General features: G+C 49.0%; 21 protein-coding genes and 1 tRNA gene. 14 read left to right on the top strand and 8 right to left on the bottom strand.

Annotated elements, in window-relative coordinates; genetic code table 11:
• Positions 1-58: 58 nt before the first annotated feature.
• From CWI84_RS01270 to CWI84_RS01260, 3 genes are all read right to left on the bottom strand, one after another.
• Positions 59-571, bottom strand: coding sequence for a DUF6436 domain-containing protein (locus tag CWI84_RS01270; protein ID WP_126840760.1), 513 nt, complete (start codon positions 569-571; stop codon positions 59-61).
• Between the two features lie 168 nt (positions 572-739).
• Positions 740-816 (bottom strand) — tRNA-Val (locus CWI84_RS01265).
• 118 nt (positions 817-934) lie between these two features.
• Complete coding sequence (locus CWI84_RS01260) at positions 935-2,065, bottom strand: DUF3080 family protein (RefSeq protein WP_126840759.1); 1,131 nt, start codon at positions 2,063-2,065, stop codon at positions 935-937.
• Here CWI84_RS01260 and CWI84_RS01255 point away from each other — a divergent pair.
• Positions 2,027-2,641, top strand: a complete 615-nt coding sequence (locus tag CWI84_RS01255; RefSeq protein WP_126840758.1) for a riboflavin synthase subunit alpha — start codon at positions 2,027-2,029, stop codon at positions 2,639-2,641. The genes CWI84_RS01260 and CWI84_RS01255 overlap by 39 nt on opposite strands.
• On the opposite strand, the gene CWI84_RS01250 is transcribed toward CWI84_RS01255, so the two are convergent.
• Together CWI84_RS01250 and CWI84_RS01245 are read right to left on the bottom strand one after the other, a co-directional pair.
• Positions 2,635-2,844, bottom strand: coding sequence for a CPXCG motif-containing cysteine-rich protein (locus CWI84_RS01250; protein ID WP_126840757.1), 210 nt, complete (start codon positions 2,842-2,844; stop codon positions 2,635-2,637). The genes CWI84_RS01255 and CWI84_RS01250 overlap by 7 nt on opposite strands.
• A 63-nt stretch (positions 2,845-2,907) precedes the next feature.
• Positions 2,908-3,801, bottom strand: a complete 894-nt coding sequence (locus tag CWI84_RS01245; protein ID WP_126840756.1) for a DMT family transporter — start codon at positions 3,799-3,801, stop codon at positions 2,908-2,910.
• 175 nt (positions 3,802-3,976) lie between these two features.
• On the opposite strand from CWI84_RS01245, the gene thrS reads away from it, so the two are divergent.
• The 7 genes from thrS (at position 3,977) to CWI84_RS01210 (ending at position 10,911) form a co-directional block, all read left to right on the top strand.
• Positions 3,977-5,896 carry a threonine--tRNA ligase gene (gene thrS, locus CWI84_RS01240; RefSeq protein ID WP_126840755.1) on the top strand — a complete coding sequence of 640 codons (1,920 nt, stop codon included), beginning with the start codon at positions 3,977-3,979 and terminating at the stop codon, positions 5,894-5,896.
• Positions 5,897-5,913: 17 nt separating this feature from the next.
• The gene (gene infC, locus CWI84_RS01235; protein ID WP_126840754.1) at positions 5,914-6,456 is read left to right on the top strand and encodes a translation initiation factor IF-3; all 543 of its coding nucleotides are present in this window, start codon (positions 5,914-5,916) and stop codon (positions 6,454-6,456) included.
• Positions 6,457-6,533: 77 nt separating this feature from the next.
• Positions 6,534-6,731 (top strand): 50S ribosomal protein L35, encoded by a 198-nt coding sequence (gene rpmI, locus CWI84_RS01230; protein WP_054487561.1) that lies wholly within the window; start codon positions 6,534-6,536, stop codon positions 6,729-6,731.
• Between the two features lie 15 nt (positions 6,732-6,746).
• Complete coding sequence (rplT, locus tag CWI84_RS01225) at positions 6,747-7,100, top strand: 50S ribosomal protein L20 (protein WP_006955397.1); 354 nt, start codon at positions 6,747-6,749, stop codon at positions 7,098-7,100.
• Between the two features lie 122 nt (positions 7,101-7,222).
• The gene (gene pheS / locus CWI84_RS01220; RefSeq protein WP_126840753.1) at positions 7,223-8,203 is read left to right on the top strand and encodes a phenylalanine--tRNA ligase subunit alpha; all 981 of its coding nucleotides are present in this window, start codon (positions 7,223-7,225) and stop codon (positions 8,201-8,203) included.
• 13 nt (positions 8,204-8,216) lie between these two features.
• Positions 8,217-10,610, top strand: a complete 2,394-nt coding sequence (pheT, locus tag CWI84_RS01215; protein WP_126840752.1) for a phenylalanine--tRNA ligase subunit beta — start codon at positions 8,217-8,219, stop codon at positions 10,608-10,610.
• A 1-nt stretch (position 10,611) separates the two neighbouring features.
• Positions 10,612-10,911: an integration host factor subunit alpha gene (locus tag CWI84_RS01210; RefSeq protein ID WP_126840751.1), complete on the top strand. Its 300-nt coding sequence runs from the start codon at positions 10,612-10,614 to the stop codon at positions 10,909-10,911.
• Positions 10,912-10,985: 74 nt separating this feature from the next.
• Here CWI84_RS01210 and CWI84_RS01205 read toward each other — a convergent pair whose 3' ends face one another.
• From CWI84_RS01205 to CWI84_RS01195, 3 genes are all read right to left on the bottom strand, one after another.
• Positions 10,986-11,651 carry a ChrR family anti-sigma-E factor gene (locus CWI84_RS01205; protein WP_126840750.1) on the bottom strand — a complete coding sequence of 222 codons (666 nt, stop codon included), beginning with the start codon at positions 11,649-11,651 and terminating at the stop codon, positions 10,986-10,988.
• Complete coding sequence (locus CWI84_RS01200) at positions 11,644-12,225, bottom strand: sigma-70 family RNA polymerase sigma factor (RefSeq protein WP_241968695.1); 582 nt, start codon at positions 12,223-12,225, stop codon at positions 11,644-11,646. Before CWI84_RS01200 ends, CWI84_RS01205 begins: the two co-directional genes overlap by 8 nt.
• Before the next feature lie 149 nt (positions 12,226-12,374).
• Positions 12,375-12,953 (bottom strand): LON peptidase substrate-binding domain-containing protein, encoded by a 579-nt coding sequence (locus CWI84_RS01195; RefSeq protein WP_126840748.1) that lies wholly within the window; start codon positions 12,951-12,953, stop codon positions 12,375-12,377.
• Positions 12,954-13,096: 143 nt separating this feature from the next.
• Between CWI84_RS01195 and CWI84_RS01190 the strand changes: the two genes are divergently transcribed.
• From CWI84_RS01190 to CWI84_RS01165, 6 genes are read left to right on the top strand one after another with little or no spacing between them, the layout of a single operon-like run.
• Entirely contained in the window at positions 13,097-14,029 is a 933-nt protein-coding gene (locus CWI84_RS01190; RefSeq protein WP_126840747.1) for a YbgA family protein, read from the top strand.
• Between the two features lie 3 nt (positions 14,030-14,032).
• Positions 14,033-15,439: a cryptochrome/photolyase family protein gene (locus tag CWI84_RS01185; protein ID WP_126840746.1), complete on the top strand. Its 1,407-nt coding sequence runs from the start codon at positions 14,033-14,035 to the stop codon at positions 15,437-15,439.
• On the top strand, positions 15,432-15,866 hold the full coding sequence (locus tag CWI84_RS01180) for a nuclear transport factor 2 family protein (protein WP_126840745.1): 435 nt from the start codon (positions 15,432-15,434) through the stop codon (positions 15,864-15,866). The genes CWI84_RS01185 and CWI84_RS01180 overlap by 8 nt, the downstream gene beginning before the upstream one ends.
• Complete coding sequence (locus CWI84_RS01175; RefSeq protein ID WP_126840744.1) at positions 15,866-16,585, top strand: SDR family NAD(P)-dependent oxidoreductase; 720 nt, start codon at positions 15,866-15,868, stop codon at positions 16,583-16,585. The genes CWI84_RS01180 and CWI84_RS01175 overlap by 1 nt, the downstream gene beginning before the upstream one ends.
• A gap of 12 nt (positions 16,586-16,597) precedes the next feature.
• A complete protein-coding gene (locus tag CWI84_RS01170) occupies positions 16,598-17,887 on the top strand; it encodes an NAD(P)/FAD-dependent oxidoreductase (protein WP_126840743.1) in 1,290 nt (429 codons plus the stop codon).
• A complete protein-coding gene (locus CWI84_RS01165) occupies positions 17,862-18,644 on the top strand; it encodes a DUF1365 domain-containing protein (RefSeq protein WP_157980977.1) in 783 nt (260 codons plus the stop codon). The genes CWI84_RS01170 and CWI84_RS01165 overlap by 26 nt, the downstream gene beginning before the upstream one ends.
• Position 18,645: the final 1 nt, after the last annotated feature.

Here is an 18,645-nt window from a genome sequence, read left to right as displayed (position 1 = left end):
CAAGAAAAGTTGCAATATTGTTAATTTTAGGGAACTATGCAGCGCTTAATTATCTGTGTCAGCCAGCCGTTTCTGCGCAACGGCAGGCACTGACATTACCGTTATACCAAGGTGTGGTGATGTTTCTTTCCGGGCCAATGATTTGTGGAATAAAACTGGCGGAGGGGCTGCAATTCGGCCCCGCCGCGTAAGGCCCGGCATAAATCACGTTGCCTTGCTCAACCACCACTAACATTGGCGTTGACGGCACTGGAATACCCATTTTTCGCATGTCTGTCGCGCTGACACGGTGCTGTTGGTAGTCTGGGTAGGCCGCCATTAAATCCACATGGCGGTTTGCTAACACGTCGCAATAGCACCCTGAGCGCACATGGTAGATATGCTTGCCGGTTAACGGTGTTTGTTCTCCGCTAACCGTCAGTGGCGCATTATCCAACCACGCCGAATGTGGATCAAACACCCCGTAATTGATTAACCGCCACCAGAATAAAAATATCGTAGTGGCCAACAGCCAAATGGCCAGAATCCACCACGCGCGCTTACTCGGCATTTTCGCCTTGGCTGTTTCCACTGCTACCTACCTAAAGTGCTAAATCGCAAAGCGCTGCAACACCGTTGCCAGCTTTTCGGTGGTCTCTGACACGCTCGATTGCCACGAGCAATTATAGTGACATTTGTTAACTATGGTTTTTTTTAATTTCGAGAAAAAACAAAAGGAAAGGATAAAAACAGGAGAAAGTGGTGCGTCCGAGTAGACTCGAACTACCGACCTCTGCCATGTCAAGGCAGCGCTCTAACCAACTGAGCTACGGACGCACAATGCGCTTGAGTAAGCGTTTGGAACGGGCGGTATATTAGTGATTCAGCCGCCGCCACGCAAGTCTTTTTTTAGGCTGCCTGTGCGTTTGCCTATTTCTTCATCTATTTGCCTCGTTCAGGCGCCAGATTGCCCAGGAGTGAAGCCACAGTCGGCAAAGAACTGTTGCCAAGGTTGCACATGCGCGCGGTTCGCGGCGGTCAGTGCTTCAGCAAGGTGTTGTAGGCGCTGTATGTGCTGCATTAGCTTTGGTTGATTGCTCAATTGCTGGAGTTGCGCCAGGCTTGGAGCAATAACGTTAAGCTGGTACACCAATTCAGCCGACTGTTTTTGCACGCCAGCACTGAAGAATTTAAGGAATAGGGTTCTTGCGACCGTCGCGCGTTTGGGTTGTCCCTTGTGCGTGCAGCCAGCAAGTTCACTGATCTGCGTTAATTGTGGGGTGAGTGCGTTAATGCGTTCGGTCAAAACAATAGCGCTATGCCAGAGTTGCGGCAGGTAACGCTGTTGTGCGAGGGTTTTTAAGCGCTGGTTCCATTGCTCGGCATCGTCAGCAACATCGCCGCGCAGGCTAGCCTGCAATTGGCTAACAATGTTTTTTAGCGCTGCGGCTTCGGGCTGTAGCGCCGCGCGGTCTAATTGCACTAACCCCGTTGTTGCGGGGGTAAGTGCATAACGCAGCGCATCATCTGTTGCTAATGCATTCGCCAAAGCCTGCTCACGTTGCTGCCGTTTGGCTGCTATCACTGCACGTAAATCGCTTGCAACGTCTCGATCTAAATCACCCTCAGCAACACAAGCTGCCAGCGACTCGATCAGTTGCACGCTGTGTAAGTAGCCATCAACGCCTTGTTGCAACTTACCAAGGGCACTGTTGCGTTTAGCGAGTAATTGTGCGGCGCGGCAGTGACCTAAGCGAAAGCTATCAAGAAAATTCATGGTCACAGGCGGCAGCGCTTGGAATAGCTCGCGCCGCGCGGGGTAACGCCAACGATTTTGGTTAAATTCAGTGGAGGGCGGAGTGGTAATGGCTAGGGTATTGGCTAAGCGGCTTTGATAAGTTTGCCACGTCTCGCTAATTTCACGGTTGGGCTGGCAGCCAGTCAAAGCAATCGCCAGCAGCAGCGTTGCTAGCCAGCAGCCGTAGTCATAACGCGTAAAAACACGTAAACTACGGGCTATGATTAACTCGCCAAAAGTTCTGTAGTTATGTTTACTGGTATTGTTCAAACCCAAGCCACTGTTCATGCGATTACCGATAAGCACGAGTTTAGGCAATTGACGTTAAAGGTGGAACCCCAGTTCCTCATTGCGCTGGAAAAAGGCGCAAGCATTGCCATTAACGGCTGTTGTTTAACGGCGGTAGCATTCGACGATAGCCATGTGCAATTCGATGTTATTGATGAAACCTTGCGGTTAACCAATCTGGGCCAGTTGCAGCAGGGCGATAACGTCAATTTCGAACGCTCATTAAAAGTCGGCGACGAGATCGGTGGCCACCATGTGTCAGGGCATATTCATACCGTGGGTAAGGTCGTAGATGTGCGTAAAAGCGAAGACAATTGGGCGATTTGGATAGAACTTCCTGAGCCGCACCAAGAGTATTTGTTCAGTAAAGGCTTTATTGCCGTAAACGGCGCAAGCTTAACGGTGGGAGAAGTCGATGGAAACCGCTTTAGTTTGCACCTTATTCCAGAAACCCTGCGGCTAACCAACTTGGCGCAAGCACAGCCGGGCAGTGCACTGAATATAGAGATGGATCAGCAAACCATGACGATTGTTGCCACGGTAAAACGGATGCTGCAACGCGATGGACTTCAATAAAACTGCTCGTCGTTGCCGTCGAGTTTGACCCGAATTTTCTCGCGTAGCTGGTCAACTTCCATGTGTACGTGGATGAGTTCACCGCAGGCTGCGCACTCATCTTGGTAATCTTGATCGCCCTCTGTTGGGTCTAACACCAAATGCGTGTGGTGCCCGCAGTGCGGACACTTAACGGTGGTGTTCTTGATGTTGTCGTTTTGCATCACCGACTCCTCGTGTTCATTCAATGATGCTTTGAGTATGGTTGCTCTAGGCTAATTTGCCACTCACGAGGGCGTTAAAAACAGTAAGCCGATGCCTGCTAAGGCAATTATTGCGCCGCTGATTGAACGTAGCGACGGCGTTTGCTGTTGCCACCAGGCTATCGGCAACATAAACAACGGAGCCGTGGCGAGTAAGGTTTGAGCAAGACCCGGGTTTATTCGTGCAATCGCTTGCTGCTGTAGCCAAATGGCCAAGAAAGTGCCGAATATCACCGCTAACAGTAACGGCAGCACACTGACCTTACGAAACGCGTGCAAGGTTTCCGGCAGCAAGCGCGGCCGCCAAGCAATAATCATGATGCTCAGTGCCGCTGTGCCAGCAAACAATCGTAACAATGCCGCGTTGGCGGCACTCACTTCGAAACTTTGCAGGGCGTGAAACGACATCACCAAGCCCACCGCTTGGCAAGCGGCAGCGGATATACCGAATAGTACGCCGGATAATGATAGCCGTTGGCGTTCACCATTGGGCTTTTCGATTACCACGGTGAGCACCCCCATTAAGGTTACCGTAGAGCCGATAAGCTGCCATGGACCCAAGGTGTCGCCTAGGGCAATCCAAGCTAGGGCAGCCGCAAGGGGCGGCGCCAAGTATTCCAGTAACATCGCATACCACGGCCCTAAGCGCCGGAGTGCGGCAAAATAACAGCTATCACCAATGGTAATGCCGATTACGCCACTGATCAGGAGGAGTACCCCAGGGGTATTGTCGAACGCGACCAACGCGCTGCCGCCAAAGTAGGCGAACAGTAATAGCAGCGGTGTCGCGATCACGCCTTTAACCAAGTTTAACTGCACTGGCGAAAAGTGGTGTCCAGCGCGGTGGTACAACAATGTAGCGACAGCCCAAAAGCCAGCAGCACACAGCGCTGCCAGTTGGCCCACGAGGTTTTCCATCTACAGCCCTAGGGTTGCGGTGATTGAGGCGGTCGATTATAGTAGCGTTTTCCGTTCGATGGTACCGAACGTCAGATTTTCGTTGTTCTCAGGCCTTATTTCTAACTGCCTGAGCTGCAAAGTTTTTTCGCACGTGGCACTTGGTAGGTGTCACCACTGTACAAAGGGATATTTCATGCCGTTAATTACTCTCCCCGATGGTAGCCAACGCCAATTCGATAAACCTGTCACTATTATGCAAGTTGCCGAAGATATCGGCCCTGGCCTTGCTAAAGCAACAGTGGCGGGGCGCATTCATGGCGAATTAGTCGATGCTTGTGAGCTTATTCAAGAAGACGCTGCCGTTGAGATTGTCACCCCAAAAGATGCTGATGGCCTGCACATTATTCGCCACTCATGCGCCCATTTATTGGGGCACGCACTGAAGCAGCTATTTCCGGATGCGAAAATGGCGATTGGCCCGGTTATCGATAATGGCTTTTACTACGACATCGATTTAGACCACACCATCAGCCAAGAAGATCTCGATAAGCTTGAACAGCGGATGAAAGCGCTGGCTAAAACCGAGTATCAGGTGGTCAAAAAAGTGGTGAGCTGGGAGCAGGCACGGGAAACCTTTGTTGAACGTCATGAACCTTACAAAGTCGCGATCTTGGATGAAGATATTCCAAAAGATGCGACCCCAGGACTTTACCACCACGAAGAATACATTGATATGTGTCGTGGCCCGCACGTGCCTCACATGAAATTCTGCCAGCACTTTAAACTGATGAAGGTGGCGGGTGCGTATTGGCGTGGCAACTCAGAAAACAAAATGTTGCAGCGTATTTACGGTACTGCGTGGACCGACAAAAAGGCATTAAAAGCGTATTTACAACGCTTGGAAGAAGCTGAAAAGCGCGACCACCGTAAAATTGGTAAAGCACAAGATTTATTCCATTGGCAGGAAGAAGCCCCAGGTATGGTGTTCTGGCACCATAACGGTTGGACAATTTTCCGCGAGTTGGAAGACTTTGTTCGGGAAAAGCTGAACGAATACGAATACGAAGAGGTGAAAGGCCCATTGATGATGGACCGCACCCTGTGGGAACGCTCAGGCCATTGGGATAAATATGCCGATGCCATGTTCACTACAGAATCGGAAAAACGCGAGTATGCAATTAAGCCGATGAACTGCCCAGGGCACGTGCAGATTTTTAACCAAGGTTTGAAGTCTTATCGCGACTTGCCATTGCGAATGGCAGAGTTTGGCTGTTGCCACCGTAACGAGCCATCGGGTGCATTACACGGGTTGATGCGTGTGCGTGGCTTCACCCAAGACGATGCCCATATTTTCTGTACCGAAGAGCAAGTGCAGGAAGAAGTCTCGAGCTGTATCTCGATGGTGTACGACACCTACCGCACATTTGGCTTCGATAAAGTCGATGTTAAGTTGTCGACGCGTCCAGAGAAGCGCTTAGGCGACGATGCAACTTGGGATCGCACGGAAAAGGCCCTTGCAGAAGCATTAAAGAGCCATGACATTGAATTTGAATATTTGCCGGGCGAGGGTGCTTTCTACGGGCCGAAGATTGAATTCACCTTGTATGACTGCTTAGGCCGGGCGTGGCAGTGCGGTACCGTGCAATTAGACTTCGTGTTACCGAACCGTTTGGGCGCCACATACGTAGGTGAAGATAACGAACGTCACACGCCGGTGATGATTCACCGTGCCATTGTCGGTTCGTTAGAACGGTTTATCGGAATTTTGATCGAAGAATATGCAGGGCACTTCCCATTGTGGCTGGCGCCAACGCAAGTGGTTTTGATGAATATTACCGATAATCAGGCCGATTATGTAAAAAATATCACGAAAACCCTGAATAAAAAGGGAATTCGCGCGACAGCCGACTTGAGAAATGAGAAAATAGGCTTTAAAATCCGCGAGCACACTCTTAAACGTGTTCCTTATTTACTCGTTGTCGGCGATAAAGAAGTCGAGGCAAACGAGGTGGCCGTGCGCACACGCAAGGGTGAAGACCTAGGAAAACTTAGCCTAGATGACTTTATCGCAAGCGTGGAAAAACAAGTGGCTGAGCGCACCATTGATCAATAATTTTGGAGGAATGAACCATTAAAGGCGGAAGAAAATCTCAGAAAGCTGTTGATAAAAACCGTATCAACGACCAAATTCGTGCCGATGAAGTACGCTTAATCGACACGGACGGCGAGCAGGCTGGTATTGTCAGTTTAGCAGAGGCACTGGATAAGGCTGCAGAAGCCGGTGTGGACTTGGTAGAAATCAGTCCTAATGCAGAGCCACCAGTTTGTCGCTTGATGGATTATGGGAAGTTCCTCTACGAAAAAAGTAAAGATCAAAAGGAACAGAAGAAAAAACAGAAACAGATTCAGGTTAAGGAAGTCAAATTCCGTCCTGGCACTGATGAAGGCGATTATCAGGTAAAACTGCGCAACCTGACTCGCTTTCTAGAGGGAGGTGACAAAGCGAAAGTCACCGTTCGTTTCCGTGGCCGAGAAATGGCGCACCAAGAGCTTGGGATTGAATTGTTGAATCGTGTTAAAGACGATTTGCAAGAAATCTCAACTGTTGAGTCGTTCCCAAAACGGGCTGAAGGTCGCCAGATGATTATGGTTCTGGCGCCTGCTAAGAAGTGATTGTGGTACACAAGTAGGTCGGCGTAAGTCGGTCTCACCCTGTCACACTTTTAATCAACAATGCGGAGTTTAATTTCATGCCAAAAATGAAATCAAACAAGGGCGCGTCAAAGCGCTTTAAGAAAACTGCCTCGGGTGGCTTTAAGTGTAAACAATCGCACTTGCGTCACATTCTGACTAAGAAGAGCCCTAAGCGTAAGCGTCAGCTGCGCGCTAAGAACATGGTCCATGAGGCCGACGTTCAATTAGTCGCTCGTATGTTACCGTACGCATAAGGGAGGAATTAGCAGATGGCACGAGTAAAACGTGGAGTGATCGCACGCGCGCGTCACAAAAAAGTCCTGAAGCAGGCGAAAGGTTATTATGGTGCTCGCAGTCGCGTATATCGCGTTGCGGTACAAGCTGTCACTAAAGCGGGTCAGTATGCATACCGCGACCGTCGCAACAAGAAACGTCAATTCCGTCAATTGTGGATTGTGCGTATCAATGCGGCCGCTCGCCAAAATGGTTTGTCATACAGCCGTTTTATCAACGGTTTGAAAAAAGCGTCAGTAGAAATCGATCGCAAAATCCTAGCGGATATCGCTGTTCACGACCAAAGTGGCTTCGCTGCGTTGGTAGAGAAGGCGAAAGGCGCTTTATAAGTTTTTCTTCTTAAACGAGGAAAAGCGGTAAAAGGGGAGCCAAATGGCTCCCTTTTTTGTTGGCTTTTCGGTATGATAGCGGCTTTATCTTTACCCGATTGTGAACGGCTTTGAGGGGTATCATGGAGTTAGCGGAAATTGTAGGACAGGCGCAGCAAGCTATCGCTGAGGTGTCGTCAGCCGCCGCACTGGACGAAGTGCGGGTCGAGTATATGGGCAAAAAAGGGCGGTTAACCGAACTGCTCAAAGGGCTAGGCAAACTAGACCCATCAGAACGCCGAGAAGCTGGGCAAAAAATTAACGAAGCCAAACAGCAAGTTCAAACCGCCATTAATGCACGCAAAGAGGTGCTTAAAGAGGCCGAACTGCAAGCCAAAATCGATGCCGAGCGCATTGACGTGTCGTTACCTGGCCGGGCATCAGCGGTCGGCGGCGTGCACCCTGTTACGCAAACCATTCGTCGTATCGAGACCTTTTTCGGCGACTTAGGCTTTAGCGTGAAGGAAGGCCCAGAAGTGGAAGACGACTTCCACAATTTCGATGCCTTGAACATTCCAGCTAACCACCCGGCAAGAGCCGATCACGATACGTTCTATTTTACCCCCAGCACGATGTTGCGGACGCAAACCTCGGGGGTACAAATCCGTACCATGGAAACGGAAAAGCCGCCGTTGCGGATTATTTCTCCCGGGCGTGTTTATCGGAACGACTACGACCAAACCCATACCCCGATGTTTCATCAGGTCGAAGGGCTAATGGTCGATACCGATGTCAGTTTCACCCAGCTAAAGGGTATTCTGCACGACTTCTTGAACCACTTCTTTGAAGCTTCCATGGAAGTACGTTTTCGTCCTTCTTATTTCCCGTTCACCGAGCCTTCAGCAGAAGTGGACGTAAAAGGCAAAAACGGTCAATGGTTAGAAGTTTTGGGCTGCGGCATGGTGCACCCCAACGTATTAAAAGCGGTAGGCATTGATCCTGAAAAGTACACCGGTTTTGCCTTCGGCATGGGCGTTGAGCGCCTGACAATGTTGCGTTATGGCGTCAACGATTTACGTGCGTTCTTCGAGAACGATCTTCGTTTCTTAAAGCAATTTAATTAGTAGGCAGTCCAGTATGAAATTCAGTGAAAAATGGTTACGGGAATGGGTTAATCCTGCAATCGACAGCGACGCATTGGCCGAGCAGCTGAGTATGGCTGGGCTTGAAGTCGACGATTTATTGCCGGTTGCAGACGAATTTAGCGGTGTTGTGGTGGGTGAAGTGGTTGAATGCGGGCCGCATCCTGACGCTGATAAATTGCAGGTAACGAAGGTCGAAGCCGGTACCGGCGAGTTACTTGATATCGTTTGTGGCGCACCAAACTGTCGCAAAGGGCTTAAAGTCGCCGTTGCAGTTGTCGGTGCAGTGCTGCCTGGCGACTTCAAAATTAAAAAAGCCAAACTTCGCGGTCAGCCTTCTCATGGCATGTTGTGCTCGTTTAAAGAGTTAGGCCTGATTGATGAACACGAAGGGATTATCGAATTACCAGAAAACGCGCCGGTAGGAACCGATTATCGCGAATACTTAGGGCTTAACGACGTTACTGTCGACATCGATTTAACCCCAAACCGTGGTGATTGCTTAAGCATTCGCGGCATCGCTCGCGAAGTCGGGGTGTTGAACCAGCTTCCTGTTAACGAGCCAGAAATTGCTCCAGTAAGCGTCAGTTCAGACACCCAAAAAGCGATTCATTTGGACGCCGCCAGTGACTGCCCGCGTTATCTAGGCCGAGTGATCGAAGGCATTAACCTCGACGCGAAAAGCCCAATCTGGATGACAGAACGTCTGCGCCGTAGCGGCATTCGCAGTATTGACCCAGTGGTAGATGTGACTAACTACGTATTACTGGAACTGGGCCATCCACTGCACGCCTTTGACCTTGATACCCTGAGTGGCGATATTCATGTCCGCCATGCGAAACAAGGTGAAAAGCTCACATTGTTAGACGAGCAAGAAGTCAGCTTAGATGACGATGTGTTGGTTATTGCCGATGAAGACAAGGCACTGGCTATGGCCGGTGTGTACGGTGGTAAGGCATCAGGTGTCACCGCTGCAACACAGAATATTTTCTTAGAAAGTGCCTTTTTTGCCCCTGAAGCGATTTTGGGTAAAGCACGCCGTTTTGGTCTGCATACCGATGCTTCGCACCGTTATGAGCGCGGTGTTGACCCCGCTTTGCAGCGCCAAGCGATGGAGCGTGCTACTGCGCTATTGGTTGATATCTGTGGTGGTAAGGTTGGACCTATCGTGGAAGCGGTCAATGAAGCGGAATTACCACAACGTAGCAAAGTCGAATTACGCGCAGCGCGGTTAGCGAAAGTGCTTGGAACCAGTATTGATGCCAAAAAAGTCACGGATATTCTTACTCGCCTTGGTTTGACGATTGTTGAACAGGACGCAACGCGTTGGGTGATTCAAGCGCCGTCTTACCGGTTCGACATTGCGATAGAAGAAGATGTGATTGAAGAAGTTGCGCGGGTCTACGGTTATAACACTATTCAAGCGGCAGCTCCTGCGGCGCAATTGCGCATGAGTGAGCACCGCGAAGCACAGCTATCGCGTCATCAATTAGTCGACGCCATGGTGATGCGCGGCTATCAAGAGGCCATTACTTATAGTTTCGTCGATCCAAAGCATCAAGCGTTACTGTTTAACGATATCGCAGCACTGACACTGCCAAACCCGATCTCGGTGGATATGTCATCGATGCGAGTTAGTCTGTGGCCAGGACTATTGGGTGCTGTGGCACACAACCAAAAACGCCAACAGTCGATGCTGGCGTTTGTAGAAACTGGTTTACGTTTCGTTCCTGACGACAGTGAAGCTTCAGGGGTGAAACAAACCCCGGTTATTGCTGGCGTTCGTTATGGTAAAGCGCACCAAGAGCACTGGTCAGATGGTGATCGCCAAGTCGATTTCTACGACATTAAAGGCGACGTAGAAGCGTTGTTAGCGCGCACCGGGCGCGCCGCTGAATTCCGTTTTGTTGCTGACCAACACGATGCGCTGCATCCAGGGCAAACGGCTGCCGTTTACCTCGGTAGTCAAAAAGTCGGTGTCGTAGGTGCTATCCATCCTAAGTTCGAGAAAGCGCTTGGCTTAAATGGCCGTGCTTACGTATTTGAGTTAGATTTAACGTTAGTCAGCCAACGCCATATTGCTCAGGCGCAAGCGGTGTCTAAGTACCCAGCCATACGCCGTGACCTTGCGGTCATTGTAGATGCCAATATTGCAGCCGGTGAAGTTCTTGCCTCTCTCGAAAATGTTGGCGTAAAACAACTTGTTAGCCTAAACTTGTTTGACGTTTATCGTGGTGAGGGAGTGCCAGAAGGGCGCCAAAGCCTCGCGTTGTCGGTAACGTTACAAGACAACGAACGAACGCTGGAAGAGCAAGATATTAATAACATCATGGCGACGTTAATTAATACCTTGCAAGCCGAGTTTGACGCAACGTTAAGGGATTCATGATATGGCACTAACCAAAGCCGAGTTAGCAGAGCAATTGTTTGATAAGTTTGGAATTAATAAAGCAGACGCGAAACAACTTGTCGAAGACTTCTTTGAAGAAATTCGGGCGACGCTAGAGAGTGGTGAAGAAGTAAAACTCTCCGGCTTTGGTAATTTTGAATTGCGGACGAAAAATCAGCGCCCAGGGCGTAATCCGAAAACGGGTGAAGACATTCCCATTTCGGCGCGTCGAGTGGTAACTTTTCGGCCGGGTCAGAAATTCAAAAGCCGCGTTGAGGGCTCAACCCCAAAAGACGATTAAGTCAGTCAATTTAGCCAATAAAAAAGCCGACGTAATGTCGGCTTTTTTGATGGCGTTTTGTACAACCCCTTGGCTTACTTAAAAAATAAGCTGCTAAATGGGTTTAGAAGGCGGCTAATACCCGAAGTAAAATGTAGTGGCGCATCCAGTGTTGCCAAGGTTAAACAATCTTCCTGTACAGTGCGCGGAGAATGCTTGCGTGACGCGTCCAACATAATAAAGTCGCCATCTTCATAGCTATCGTATTCATCACTGAAGGTGCCATTGACGACCAATGTGGCCTCTACACCTTTGTGCGTATGTTCTGGCACTGTGGCGCCGGGCTCCATGTAAATGAGATTCGTATTCTCAACACCACCAATAGAGACCGGGGCACGCCATAACTTTCCTAACATATGATTCCAATCACCAATGCGGTAGGCATTGTTCGCTAGCGTTGGCGGCAAATTAAATCGTCGACCTTGCAAGCAAATCATATTGTTCGGGTCATTATGAATCAGCGGGTGGCTAGACTCTGACGAAAAAATGGCTGCCAGCATGTCATCACATTGCTTTTGATCCCACTTAGCGGCAATTTCATCAAAGTGCTTCTCGCACAAATGCTGTTCAATTTCGGCACTCACTCTTTGGCAACTCGGGCACATATCAATGTGGGTTGCCACCATTAACGACATCGCGCAACTCAATTCGCCCGACGAGTATTGGTAGAGCAGTGCTTCAGAAGGATGTGCTTTAATCATGTTCTACAATCAACTCTTTCAATTTCTTTAGCGCTAAACGGGTACGGGATTTAACCGTACCTAGAGGAATATTCAGCGAGTCCGAGACTTCTTGCTGAGATTTCCCTTCCACATATATCTTCTCTACAACGATGCGCTGCGCATCAGGAAGCTGATGATAATAGTGTTTGATTTCTTGCATTAGCACATCATGATCTAACGCGTAGTCATCATCCAAATTATCGTTTTGTTCTGACAAAATCGGCCACAACTCATCTGCACTGATTTCGTCTTTACGACGTTTATTTTTACGCAACAAGTCGAAACGAATGTTTCGAGCGATAGTAAAAATCCACGTAGATGGGGAGCCGCGATCCGGCTTAAAAAGGTGTGCTTTGTGCCAAACGTTGGTCATGGTTTCTTGAACCAAGTCCATTGCTGTTTGCTCGTTGCCAAACTGACGCGTGCCGTACGCTTGGAGCTTTGGCGCAAAATGGCTGAACAACTCACTAAATGCTGCACGACTGCGTTTTTCGGCCACAGTGGCGAGCAGCTCTGCCGCTCTTTCGGCAGTGTCTTGCTGAGCACGTTTCATAACTTTCCGTTGCGATGCGTGTCCTGACACGGTTTCCATAGTGTAGCCCTATTATTGCTTATTAGCCTGTTGTAAAAACGATTACGGATACGTTAGCTAATTGGATCACTTGTGGAGGCCCAGACAGCCCTTAGTCGATGAATGTGATTTCATTGTACCAGTTGTTGCAAATATTCACGAGCTGACTGGCAGCTATCGTGATCAAGAAGCTGCTGTTTAACTTCGGGCTCCAGCGGCAAAATTTCAAGCCAACGCTGGCAAACCCAGGTCGCACTGTTGAGTTCCGGCTCGGGATAAAGCTCGCCAAGCTCAGGGTAGACGCGGTAAATCTCTTTAAGACGCTGCTGTAAGCTTTGGTCTTTATCGCTGCACGGCAGCTCTTGCCATTGCCCCAACGGCTCGACGTTGCCGATCCGCAGACCGTCTTTCTCTATTCTCAATGGAGTCACCCGACAGCGCTCCGTACCTTCCACCGTAATTCCTAAGAAGCCGTCGTTTAAGGGTTCAAAATCAATAACTTGTACTAATGTCGCAAGAGGCAAAATATAGTTATCATGGTCTTTGTCGACGCTTTGATTGATCATGCAAATAGCGAAAGGGCTGGCATTGCGCAACGCTTCTTTAACCATGCGCGTGTAGCGAGCCTCAAATATTCGAAGCTTCATTTTGCCGCCTGGCAAAACTTGCGCAGTCAGCGGAAACAAAGGGATTTCTTGGCTAAATGACATAATCTCCAACGTAAAACTAGGGTATTGCTAGTGTCATTACGAGACAGCAAAGCAAATTGGATCTAAAAAAACCGATTGCTGCAATCTAATTTACGAATCGCGGCGTATCAGGGCTAAATAACGCAGTGAGGTCATAATAACGAATGAAAATACAAGTTGGGATCAGCGCTTGTTTACTAGGGGATACCGTGCGTTTCGACGGCGGCCACAAACGCTCGGCATTTTGCGATGATGAATTAACCAAGTACGTAGAGTTTGTAAAATTCTGTCCAGAGGTGGGCATTGGTCTGCCCGTACCCCGACCGACCATTCGTTTAGAACAACACCAAACAATCAGAGCCATTATTCCGAAAACCGGGGAAGATGTGACCGATAAGCTGGCTGCTTATGCCGACAAAATCGCCGATAAGGTTGGGACCTTCAGCGGTTATGTTTGGTGCGCAAAATCGCCGAGTTGCGGTATGGAGCGGGTTAAACTTTACGACCCGGAAACAGGCCATGCGCAGAAAGCCGCAGAAGGCATTGTTGTTGCGAGACTAAAACAACGGTTTCCAGCACTGCCCATGGAAGAAGATGGGCGCCTTAACGATCCGCTATTGCGCGAGAACTTTGTGTTGCGTGTGTTTGTTTACGCGCGCTGGCAAAACTTGCCTAAGCCACTCACTAAAGCGCAGTTGATCCAGTTTCATTCACAGTTAAAACTGATGTTGTTAGCGCATAATCAACCCGCCTATCGCGAATTAGGCCAGCGTCTGGGCGAGGCAAAAGCGATTGATGAGGCGTTTTGCGTTGCGTATATCGAAGATGTGATGGCAGCACTGAGTAAGCCCGCAACCCGCGCCAACCATACCAATGTTCTGCAACATATTCAGGGCTACTTTAAACAGCAACTGAGTAAACAACAGAAAGCAGAGTTGCGTCAGGTGATCGATGATTACCACGATGGTGTTATGCCGTTGATGGCACCACTCACCTTGTTACGCCACTACTTACGCGAATTCCCCAGTGACTACCTTGAGCAACAGTGGTATTTGGTGCCTTACCCAGAGCAATTAAAACTTCGCTATGGACTGTAAAAGATGACCCGAATTGTATGGTTTAAAAACGATTTACGAACGGTTGATCAACCGGCTTTTGAAGCGGCAATGGCGACAACAGACGACGTTAAAGCCGTGTACTTTTTTACCACGCAGACCTTTAAAGAGCATGACTGGGCACCGATAAAAGTTGACTTGTTGTGGCGGCATTTAGCAGCGTTTTCGCAAGAACTTGCCGCCAAGGGGGTGCCGCTGCAGGTGCAAGTCATCGACAGTTTTACCGACGTTCCGCAAGCATTAGCGGACTTCTGTCGCCGTCACGGTGCGAAACAGGTGTTTGCCAATCGCGAATATCCGCTGCATGAGCGGCGCCGTGACAAGAATGTAAAAGCGCGTTTGAGTTACGATGAGGTGTCGTTAGAACTGTATGACGGGGTGGTTATCGTGCCGCCTGAATGTGTCAAAACACAAAGCCACCATTACTACCAGAAGTTCACTCCGTTTAATCGGGCTTGGCGCGACTATGTAAGCCAGGCAGTCGACTGGCAACAGAAACAATACAGTGGCCGTGAGGCCGTCAGCGCTCCTGCACTTCCAGACTGTCCGTTAACGCGTAAGGACAGCAGTGCATGGGTGGTTGGTGAGCAACAAGTGCTCGGTAAATTAGGGCAGTATATCGGCCACAGTGTGAGCACATATAAAAAGCTTAGAGATATTCCCTATGAAGATGCTACGTCTCGGTTATCGCCGTACTGGGAACTAGGAATGCTGTCGCCGAAAACCGCGGCCAGAGGCTTGCAACAATTTTCGCCGGAATTTCCTCACGGCTTACCGCCGGGCCCAGACACCTGGCTCACCGAAATTGCCTGGCGTGAGTTTTATCAACATTTAATGTTTCATGAGGACAAACTCAGTCGCGGCAATAGCTTTATTGAAATGGGCGATGACATTCGCTGGCGTGATAACGAGGAAGACTTCCGTCGCTGGTGTGAAGGGCGCACGGGCTACCCGATTGTTGATGCCGGCATGCGGCAGTTACTGCATGAAGGATACATGCATAACCGGTTGCGCATGATAGTGGCAAACTTTCTGGTGAAAGACCTGCTATTGGATTGGCGCTGGGGTGAGAAGCACTTTATGACGCATCTTATTGATGGCAGCTTTCCGGCAAACAATGGCGGTTGGCAGTGGAGTGCCTCTGTAGGGACTGACGCAGTGCCGTATTTTCGGGTATTTAACCCAATTACGCAGAGTAAAAAGTTTGATCCCGAGGGTGACTACATTCGTAAATGGGTTAAAGAGCTGAAGGCAGTGCCAGCTAAGTATATTCACTGGCCGCATGAGCAACTCACTGGGAACGAATTAAACGGTTACCCACAACCGATGGTTGACCACCAAGACGCTCGCAAACGATTTTTAGAGACTTTCAAGCAGGTGAAAAATGGCTAAGGAAGACGTGTTAGATAAATTGCAGTCGTTATACGACGAATTTACCGTAGAACGTTTGGACGAGTTAGATGAGATTTACCACGATAATGTCTCTTTTTCTGACCCTATTCACCAAGTGGTAGGGTTGGAAGATTTGCGTGGCTATCTAAAAAACACCATGGAAAATGTCAAATATTGTCATTTTGCCTTTGATGACCAAGTGGTCAATGATGACCGCGCGTTCTTGTCTTGGCAGATGCGTTTTAGCCATCCTAAGCTCGCCGACGGCAAAGAAATTGTGCTGCCTGGCGTTTCAAAAGTCCGTCTTAAAGACGGCAAGGTGTTAGAACAAGAAGACTACTACGACATGGGTGCAATGCTCTATGAGCACGTGCCACTCGTTGGTTATGTCATCGACAAAATTAAACAACGCTTGATTGGTGACTAATGAACATCGTAATTACCGGAGCAACTTCGGGCATTGGTCAGCAACTCGCGCTGGATTATGCCGAACAAGGCCATAGAGTGATTGCCTGCGGTCGCAACCAAGAGACCTTGCAGCAATTAACGCAGAAGTACCCTGATCGCATTGGCAGCTTGGCGTTTGATATCGCCGACAAAGCGCAAACATTGGCTAAGTTGCGTACCTTAACGGGCATCGACTTGGTCATTTTGAGTGCTGGCGTTTGTGAATATCTAGACGTTGAAAATTTTGATGCCGCGATGTTTGAACGGGTTTATCAGGTCAATATTTTTGGCACGATGTATTGTGTGCAAGCACTACTACCTAATTTGAAACGTGGCAGTCACTTGGTCTTAGTCGGGAGCACAGCGCGACTACTGCCGTTTACCAAAGCTGAGGTGTACGGCAGTTCTAAAGCCGCCATCCATTATATTACACGCTCGCTGGAAGTGGATTTGGGGCAGCGCGGCATTAAGGTTTCGTCGGTATCGCCCGGCTTTGTGAAAACTCCAATGACGGCGGCAAATGACTTTGAAATGCCAATGGAGGTGTCGGTAGAGTTTGCCTCTAGTGCTATTCGTAAGGGTATTGCCAAAGGTAAGCGCGATATTGCTTTCCCTTGGGTATTTGCCACCTTGTTAAAATGTTTATCGTTAATGCCGCAGAGCTGGCAAGTCGCAATTTCGCGTCGTATGGCCTCGTAATTTGGGATTTCCATGAAAATTGCAATTGTAGGTAGTGGTATTTCTGGTCTGGTTGCGGGCCATTTTTTAGCAAAGAAGTTTGATGTACATCTGTTTGAGAAGAATGATTATCTCGGTGGCCACACCCACACGGTCGATGAAAAAATTGGTGCTAGCCACTATTACATAGATACAGGGTTTATTGTATTTAACGACAGAACCTACCCGCGCTTTAAAAAGTTGTTGAATGAGATAGATGTCCAGTGGCGCGATACCGAAATGAGTTTTTCGGTGCAAGATCCGAAAACCGGGTTAGAGTACAACGGTCACACACTAGCCACACTGTTTGCGCAGAAGCGCAATTTATTGCGCCCCAGTTTTTATCAACTGCTGTTCGGTATTGTGCGTTTCAACCGCTTAGCAAAGCAAGCGCTGGAGCAGGGTGAGGATGTCGACCACCAGACCTTAGGGGAGTTTTTACGCGAGAAGCGGATTAACAAACGGGTCTCAGAGCTTTATTTACTACCAATGATTTCCGCTATCTGGTCATCGACGCTGGCAGAGGCAGAGCAATTTCCGTTAGGCTTTTTCCTGCGCTTCTTTAACCATCACGGTTTGCTCAATATTGCTGACCGACCGCAGTGGCATACCTTGATTGGTGGTTCTCGCGCATACATTCCCGCGTTAACCCAACAATGGCAGGATAATATTCACCTGCAGTGCGGTATCGCGCGAATTGAGCGTCAGCAAGAGCAAGTTATGTTAGTGACTGAGCAAGGCGAAGAACAATACTTTGATGAGGTCATTTTGGCTTGTCACAGCGACCAAGCATTGCGGTTACTGGCTGATGCAAGCGCCGACGAAAAAGATATCCTTGGTCGTATTGGCTACCAACCCAACGACGTTGTGTTGCATACCGATACGGCGCTACTGCCAAAGCGTAAAGCCGCTTGGGCGAGTTGGAACTACCGCTTGCGCGAAGCTGAAGATGCGCAACAACAGCCTAGCTCTGTAACGTACAATATGAATATCCTGCAGGGCATTGAAGCGTCGGAAACTTTTTGTGTAACACTAAACAATACACAAGCCATTGATCCGGCTAAAATTCGCCAACGCTTTCAGTATGACCATCCGAGCTATAGCATCGATTCATTCCGGGCGCGTGAACAACGGCAGCAGATTTGCGGTAAAAACCATACCCATTTCTGCGGGGCGTACTGGTATAGCGGATTCCATGAAGATGGTGTGCGTAGCGCTATGGACGTTCTCGAGCGCTTTGATGCGTTGCCGGCGTGTTATGAAGCTGTCCACCATGCTGAGTAGTTTGTATTCGGGGCGGGTGGTACACCAACGGTTCATTCCAAAGCCCCATAAATTTAGCTACCCCACAACACTGTGGGGGATCGCTTTATCGGAATTGCCGCAACTTGACAGCATTTCACGCGCATTTTCGGTAAATAAATGGGCACCTTTTCGGTTTAACAGTGCTGACTATTTGCCAGGGCATAACGGCGATCTCGCTCAGGCAGTACGTGACAAGGTTTACCAGCAGACCGGAGAATACTTGGCGGGGGAGGTGTTCTTTCTCGGTGCTGTGCGAACCATGGGGCTCTATTTTAGCCCGATTAATTGTTTCTTTATTGCTGAAGCAGGCAGCGCCAACACCGAGGATATTCCGCGTTACCGCTACATGCTTGCCGAAGTGACCAACACTCCATGGCTAGAGAAGCAGTACTATGTGGTGGATCTTGCTGAAAAACGTCCCGTTGATGAAAAAAAACTGCATGTTTCTCCCTTTAACCCGATGGCAATGACCTACCATTGGCGCATCCAATCTCCTACTTCCAACGTATCTATTCATATTGATGTGAAAACCAGTGAAAAAGCCTTCTATGCGGGTATACAACTTGAGCGAGAGGCGCTAACGTCTAAAGCGATTCGGAAATTCGCTAAGCGCTTTCCGCTAATGACCTTGCAAGTGCTCGGGGGTATTTACTGGCAGGCATTGAAACTCTTTATAAAAGGCGTGCCCGTGTATGGGCACCCGAAAACGAATAATAAGAACACTGAGAAGGATTAAT

The organism is Idiomarina tyrosinivorans, from assembly GCF_003987475.1.
Classification (GTDB): domain Bacteria; phylum Pseudomonadota; class Gammaproteobacteria; order Enterobacterales; family Alteromonadaceae; genus Idiomarina; species Idiomarina tyrosinivorans.
Note: the sequence above shows the minus strand (reverse complement) of the source record. Positions and strands in the feature narration are given on the sequence as shown.